This window comes from Candidatus Magnetaquiglobus chichijimensis (assembly GCF_045865675.1).
Lineage (GTDB): Bacteria > Pseudomonadota > Magnetococcia > Magnetococcales > Magnetaquicoccaceae > Magnetaquiglobus > Magnetaquiglobus chichijimensis.
Genome location: NZ_BAAFGK010000001.1, coordinates 184,484 through 191,690, shown reverse-complemented (window position 1 = coordinate 191,690; position 7,207 = coordinate 184,484). Strand labels below are relative to the sequence as shown.

Sequence of the window (7,207 nt, the reverse complement as noted above, 5' to 3'; positions counted from 1 at the left end):
AGGCTGGTCCTGTGTGGTTTTAAGCCGCAGCAAAGGGTCTGCCGACATCAGGATCCGATCTTCCAGCCGTTCCAGTTGAACCCGTGTCTTTTTCAAGGCAAAGCGACGGTCAGAAGAACGCTTGTATAATCTTTTGCCCATTTCGGTCAGTCCCAGAGTGAAAGTGCGTGGCGGGCATCGGCCCGGGATGCTTCACAGTACAAGGTTACGAAAGGTTCTCTCAATCCATCGACACCGACCTGAATCCAGCCCAGGAGACGGTGTTCCAGACGCTCAATGCAACGTTGGTCATCGGAGAACAGCCAGGTTTCTTGCAAACGTTTCAGGGCCGGTTGCAAGTCGGCCACCTGCAGCCCGGTCTCATAAAAACGCACGCTGCAGGAGGAACGTTCGCTCGCCTGTTCGGTTGCCGTCAGAAAATCACATGCATGCCAATAAGGACGGGACGCCAGTGCGTTCCGAACCGCAAAGGCCGCCACGGCATAAGCCGGAATGGCGGCGGGCAGGACGCCCTCCCCTTGCTCCAAAATCGACAACAACGTCTGAGGCGTTGTGGAGATGCGCCAATAGTCATTGATGCGTGTACGGTTCGGATCGCGGGGATGCCATTTGTAGCCCCGCATGGCCGGAGATCGACTCCCCTCATCCGCCGATTCAACAGTGCCCAGGCGGGATTCAAAGGAGAGATAGGCCTTGATCTCCAAATCTCCCGAACCCAGTTCAATGGCCAGGAGAATGTGGCGGGCCTCTCCCTGTGCCGCCATGAACGAATCGGCCAGAGAGGCTGGCATGCCCAAGGCAGCGGGCAGTGCCTGCAAACGTCGGGGGGCGACACCGGCTGGCGAGAAACCCAGCAACAGGCGATCTGGCCGGAGTCCAGATGGACTCAGACGACAGGAGGTCTCCCAACCGACCACGGCCAGCCCCTCCACCTGTTTCAATACGGAACGAAGCCCGGCGACAAAATCGGCACGATGCGCCGCAGAAAACGACCAGGGCCAAGGCTCCATAGGGGTCATGCGGAGCTCCTTCCTCGCCCTTCGAACGGCAAGGCGGAACGCATCCACTCATCGGACTTGAGCACCGACCAGCGACGGGCGAACGCCTCGGCTTCGACACGGGATTGAGCCCAGCGAAACGCGCGCTGCGCCACGAAACCCAGCCCATGCACAAAACGCCCAGCCAGCAGGGAAAAAAGGCCGCGAACACTGTCCGGCAAAAGACGCACAGCCAGGTCGTCATCCAGACTCAGATGGATCGAAACACTGCCAGGATCGCCCTGACGACCACAACGACCCGCAAGCTGTCGATCCACCCGCAACGAATCGTTGATCTCCGCCACGATCACATGCAAACCGCCACGCTCGACAACGCCATCCCCCAGGCGAATATCCGTACCGCGACCCGCCATGTTGGTGGCAATGGTGATCACCCCGGCTTGACCCGCCTGGCTGACAATGTCCGCCTCCTGCTCATGGGTCAGCGCGTTGAGTACCCGCACCGAACAGCCGGCATTTCGCAAACGCTCCGCCAATGCCTCGCTGGCATGGACGCTGCGCACACCCACCAGCACCGGACGACCCAACCCATGCTCTTTGAGTACCCCGTCCAACACAGCCTGCCACTTGTCCGATCGGGTCCGGGTGATCACAGGGGGGCGATAAACCGTCTGCCGGCAACGATGCTCCGGGATGCGCACCACCAGCAATCCATAAACACGCCACAACTCTGCCGCCGCCTCCCAGGCTGTACCGGTACAGCCGGAAAGCTTGCGAAACCGACTGAAAAACGCCTGAAAGCTCATCTGTGTCAGGGACTCGTTGGGGTCCGTGATCACCAGCCCCTCATGGGCCTCGATGGCCTGGTGCAGACCCGCCGTCAGCGAACGTCCGGGCGTCATGCGTCCCGTGAATTCGTCGAGCAGGACGACCTTGCCCTCCTGCACCACATAGTGATGGCCCGGCTTGAAAAACAGACGCACAAAGATCGCCTGACGCAACAGCTCTTCACGCCTCGGCGTCGGACGCCAGACAACGGGAATCTCCCGGACGAGCAGGGTCAATCGATCCAGGGCCGACTGATGCAGGTGCACACTCTTGCCCTGGATGTCGCTCGAATAATCCTCGCCCTCTATCAGGGTATCGGCCAACCTTGAGACACTCATCACCGCATCCGCCAGACCACGGCTTTCGCGGTGTGCCGCGAGAATCAGCGGGGTGACGGCCTCGTCGATCAGGATACTGTCGGCCTCATCGACAATGGCTGTGTGAACACCACGGACCAGGACACGTCCCGGAGGTTGCATTCCTGCCGCGCCCTTGAGCCAGGCCATGAAAGCCGCCTGCGAGCGTTGCTCCCAAGAGCCGGAACCGATTTCATCCCGCAAATAGTCCGCCAGCAACTCCTTGGCCGTGAGATACACCACATCAGAGGCATAATGGATCGCTCGTTCAACCGGTTCTTGTGTCGAGACGATGGAGGAGACGCTCAGGCCGCAGGCGCGATACAGCCGCACCATCTCTTCGGCATCCCGATGAGCCAAATAATCGTTGGCCGTGATGATGTGACAGGCACGACCGGAAAAACCGGCAAGCACGCCAGCCAGACCAACGGTGAGGGTCTTGCCTTCGCCGGTGGCCATCTCGGCCAGCAGGCCACGGTGCATGGCCAACGCGCCCATGAATTGGACCGGATACGGTTTGAGACCCAGATGACGGAACGCCATCTGACCCACACATCCCAAGGTCTGAATGAGGAAACCCTTGCCTTCGGCGGGATCCAGACGCAATCGAGCGCGCAACGCATCAAGTTGCTCGCGCAACGCATCGTCCGTGAGGTCAGACAAGGCTTCACAGGCCACCAGAGCCTCCCGGCTCTGTCGCGCCAGTTCCCCCACCGGCGAACGCCAGCGACGCCAATAGCCCATCAGCTGGTGGGCCAAGGCATCCAACCCTTCGGCCCTGGCTGCCAAAGGCCGAAGAGATGCCGAACGCTCCAGAAACGTGCCTGATGGGGGAAGAATCCCCTCACCCCCTTCCTGCGAATCTCTCTTTCGGGAGATCCATGGCAAAGTCGCCACCGAAGGCAGCGGTTGTCGCAGGGGAGACGGCTGTGGAAGCCGGTTCATACGTGAAACCTGCGCTGAAACAGTTGGCGCAACTTGCGCTCCCACTGCGCAAACAACGGACGATCCGAGAGTGTCAAACGCATCGTGCCCACACGACCATGAGCCAAACGGACATGGCTCTGTGGATCCACGGACAGAACGGACTCAATGCGAAAAAAGGACTCCGCCGCAGTCAACCCACTGGAATCGGTATTGGAGACGGCGATTTCACCACCACCGGCCATCCCCAACGCCCGCGAAGGCAACTGACCCTGTTCAAACGGCATGACCACCGTGGCCTGAGCCTGAAGGTTGATCTCCTCCTGTCCGCGCAACCGTACCTCGGTGTATTGGATAGTGTCCTCGAATGCATGGCTGGCCACCTGGGGCAGGACAGCCACAAATCGCCAGGAATCCTGGTTCACGATGGTGCCCGCAGACGCGCCACGTCCAAGCCATTGACCACGACTGGCATCCAGTTCGCTGGCACTCCAGATTCCGCTCACCGGTGCCACCACCAGAAGCCCCTCCTTGCGCCCCTGCAAGGTGGCCAGGGTCTTTTCTGCCGTCTGTTTTTGTCGATGGATGGGGGTCAAATCGGCCACCGCTCCGGCAATCGCCTGAATCTCCTGGGCTTTGAGTTGCATGAGTTGCATCCTGGCCACCCGAATCTCCAGGTCCAGATCCGGATTGCTCAGACGCAACAGCGGCTGCCCTTGCTGCACAACCGCGCCCGGATGTGCGAGCAGCTCGGTAAAAAAACCTTCGCTCTCCACATGCAACTGACGCGACTGGCCGGCTTGTACCACCCCCATCACCCGGATACGATCCGGTGCCGGCAGCAGACCCAACACCCCTGTGGCGACAACCGCGATCCCCACCGAAACCCCCACGGCATGGGAACGGTAATGACCCAGATTCGGGCTGATCATCAGATATTTGACAAATTTGAACAGCGGCAGCAGCAGTGACATGAAAAACAAAAGGATCGCCAGAACCACGCCCAACTCAAAATATTCGCCTGCAATGAACAGCATGATGTTGAACATCAGCAACAGCCAATAGACCATGCTGAGCAGACCAAAGGTGGGCAAAAGCCAGCTCTCCGTGGCGGTGCGCGCGGCTGGCTGGGCATGAGGCAACTGTAAAATGAAACGTTCGCCCAAATAGCGCAGTTGTTCACGGGAGCGCTGATAGAGATTGGGCACCTCCAGCGCATCGACCAGGATGTGGTAACCGTCAAAGCGCATCAATGGATTCATGTTGAACAACAAGGTGGAGACACTGGCGACAAAGATCACGTTGTAGGCCAGTGCATTGAGGGTACCGGGTGCGGTATTGGCCCAGACCAGCGCCGCACCAGCAGCAAAAGCCAACTCGGCCACCACACCCGCCAAACCCACCAGGATGCGCTGTGAGCGTTGTCTGAAGCCCCAGGCGGCGGTTGCATCCACATAGGGCATGGGAGCAAAAATCAACAGCATCACGCCCAGCCTGTGCACCTCACCACCAAAATATTTGCATACAGCCGCGTGACTGAACTCATGCAGCATTTTGGAGATCAAAAAGCCTATGTACAACAAACCAAGGTTGGATGGCGCCAGCATGCCGGAGCCTTGCTCAAACAAACGGGATGACTCTTCCATCAAGGCCTTGCCACCGGCCAGCAACAGCACAAGATAGAACACCAGACCAACCGGACTATAAATCCGCCGTATCCAAGGCATGGCCTTTTCAAGCATGCGATCCGGATCGTAGAGCGGTATCTTGATCGACAAAAAACCCATCAGGAGAGCCCTGGTCTCGCCCTTTTTGCGCTTGCTCATGCGCTCAAACAGACTGGCTGCCGAATCGCTGCGGTCATATTGCAACAGGTTCGACAGGTTCAACTGACCCAGAAGCTGCACCACCTCTTCCTGAGTCAATGCCCGTTTTGGATCGGCGGCCAGCGATTCGTTCCAGGCCTCGTCAACCGAACGCCCATGGTCCAGGCGACACAAAAAGGCATAGGCGTCCGGTGAGATGCGAAACCAGTTGTTGCTGAACTTGTCGCGCAGAATCACCCATGGCTCACCCCGGAAGAACTGACGGTGCGCCCCGACGCTGGCGCGCAACTGCACATGCACACCAGCGACCCGGTGCCACGCATCGCTGAAAATTCTTCCGCCCGCATCTTCCAGATTCATAGCCAGAAAAACTCGCGCAGGAAACGCACCGTGCGTTGCGTCATGACCCAGATCAACGGGCGATTGCCGGCCTCAAGCTTGGCCGAACCACCCATGCCTGGCCGCCAACTGGGCTTAAGCTCGCCCCGGACCGAGGCGCGCGCCAGATAGACCGTCTTGCCCTCTTTGGTAATGGCCGCCGGATCAATGCGACCGACGGTGATTTGATACCGCTCATCCGGACGTCCGACCAGCGCGAACTCGCCCGTCATGCCGACCGTCACCTCGTGGATATTGGCTTGATCAATCTCGAGTTCGAGGTAGGTTTCCGTCGTCTGGGCCAGTTTGAGCAGCAGGTCACCCTTGCGCACCGGCGCGCCCAGATTTTTCTTGAGCTCCCCCTCAATCACCACGCCAGCATAAGGAGCCTTGACCTGAGCATTGTTCAATTGGTAACGAATCAATTCCAGTCTGGCCGCCGATTGCTGTTGGCGCGCCAGCGCAATTTGCATCTCGGCCAAGAGCCGACCCGCCTGGGCCTTCTCGGCCTCGCGGGTATAGCGTACCAGGTCGGCCTCCGCCATCGACTCCTCGATCAGCAGATCCCGCGTGTCCAGTTGCACGAGGGTCGTCCCTGCCTCCACCTGATCGCCAATATCCACATGGACCTGGCGCAGATAACCATCGAACGGCGCGGGCATGAACAAAAGACCCTGACTGCGTATGCTTAAGGTGGCATCCACCCGGTACGCCCACGGCACCCACGACAGCACGGCCACGCTCAGCAGCGCGCCGAGACCCGCGACCTTCCACGCCATGTGACGCGGACCGGACACCACTTTCACCTGCCCACGGATGTCGTCCCACCAGCGGGCCAGAAACCAGCGATCCCTGGCCCGCAACTCGGTCAGCCATGGCGTGACGGCTTCCCCGATGAGCGCCAGTTCCCAAAGGTCGGCCTCGCTCAAGGCGGAACTTTTTCGTTCCAGGCAAACCACGGCATGCAGCTTCTCACCGCTCGCCAGGGGAACCGTGGTCAGAAACGATTGTCCCAGACTCTCCGCGTAAACCTGGTGGGCACGCACCACGGCATGGGAATCCGCAGGAGCCGGATAAACCAGCAGGGACTCCTGCTCCATGGCCTCTTCCAGCACCGCCTCAAGCAGATTGGTCGCCGTGGAATGGGCGTCGAAATGTTCGACATGGCTCATGGCGACCAAACGAATGCCAGAACCCGTCAACCAGCCCAACGAGACGCGCTCACACCCGTGACGCAAGGCCAACGCATTGCACAACACCAGAACCGCCTGAAAGAAGGCCGTCTCCTGGCTCAGTTTGATGCCAAGGCGCAAGATGTCGTGCAGACGCCCGGCCTTCTCCAGGGCGGGCACGTCGGACGCATCCCGGCTTCCATCCTCATCCAGGATGGCCGGTGCACCAGTCGCGGCAGGTTCCGACATCTGGGCCCGCGCCGAGGATTGCCGCACGTACTGGGCTGGAATCGCCGCGGCCAGGTGGGCCCACTGATCCAGGACGGATTCATCCCATCCAGCGACGGCCACCCCAAGAACCACCACCGCCAACACCTGGCCCTCGCCAGCGGATATCCCGGCCGGTTGCATGGCCAGGGAGAGCCGTTTGTCCGCACTACGGTCGATGACGATGGCACCGCCGCGCATGCCGGCCAACAAACGCAGCGTCCAATCCGGATCTCCGGGCAGCTCGCCACCTTGAACCGGCCACTGCAGCCGCGCCCGCCATGGATGACCCAGCGCCGAACTGAGCAGCAAGACACGTCGCGCGGCCAACACCTGCCCCACCGCCTGCAGGTACAAGGACCAGAAGGCTTCAGCCTTACCTTCGAATCCCGCGAGAGCCGCCAACACAGCGCCGGTTTGCGCGGGAGAGGAGTCCTCTTCAAGGAGGTCCGCCACCT

General features: G+C 60.2%; 4 protein-coding genes. All 4 read right to left on the bottom strand.

Features of this window, described 5'->3' with window-relative positions; all coding sequences use genetic code 11:
• Window positions 1-146: 146 nt before the first annotated feature.
• Complete coding sequence (locus tag ACOY6C_RS00805; protein WP_420903573.1) at window positions 147-791, bottom strand: hypothetical protein; 645 nt, start codon at window positions 789-791, stop codon at window positions 147-149.
• A 224-nt stretch (window positions 792-1,015) separates the two neighbouring features.
• On the bottom strand, window positions 1,016-2,941 hold the full coding sequence (locus tag ACOY6C_RS00800) for a preprotein translocase subunit SecA (RefSeq protein WP_420903572.1): 1,926 nt from the start codon (window positions 2,939-2,941) through the stop codon (window positions 1,016-1,018).
• A gap of 182 nt (window positions 2,942-3,123) precedes the next feature.
• Window positions 3,124-5,292, bottom strand: a complete 2,169-nt coding sequence (locus tag ACOY6C_RS00795) for a hypothetical protein (protein ID WP_420903571.1) — start codon at window positions 5,290-5,292, stop codon at window positions 3,124-3,126.
• Complete coding sequence (locus ACOY6C_RS00790) at window positions 5,289-7,205, bottom strand: efflux RND transporter periplasmic adaptor subunit (protein ID WP_420903570.1); 1,917 nt, start codon at window positions 7,203-7,205, stop codon at window positions 5,289-5,291. The genes ACOY6C_RS00795 and ACOY6C_RS00790 overlap by 4 nt, the downstream gene beginning before the upstream one ends.
• Window positions 7,206-7,207 lie beyond the last annotated feature (2 nt).

What these genes read in the sequence shown, in the direction of transcription:
- ACOY6C_RS00805 (WP_420903573.1), bottom strand. Translation starts at nt 791, where the DNA reads ATGCCAGCCTCTCTGGCCGATTCGTTCATGGCGGCACAGGGAGAGGCC.
- ACOY6C_RS00795 (WP_420903571.1), bottom strand. Translation starts at nt 5,292, where the DNA reads ATGAATCTGGAAGATGCGGGCGGAAGAATTTTCAGCGATGCGTGGCAC.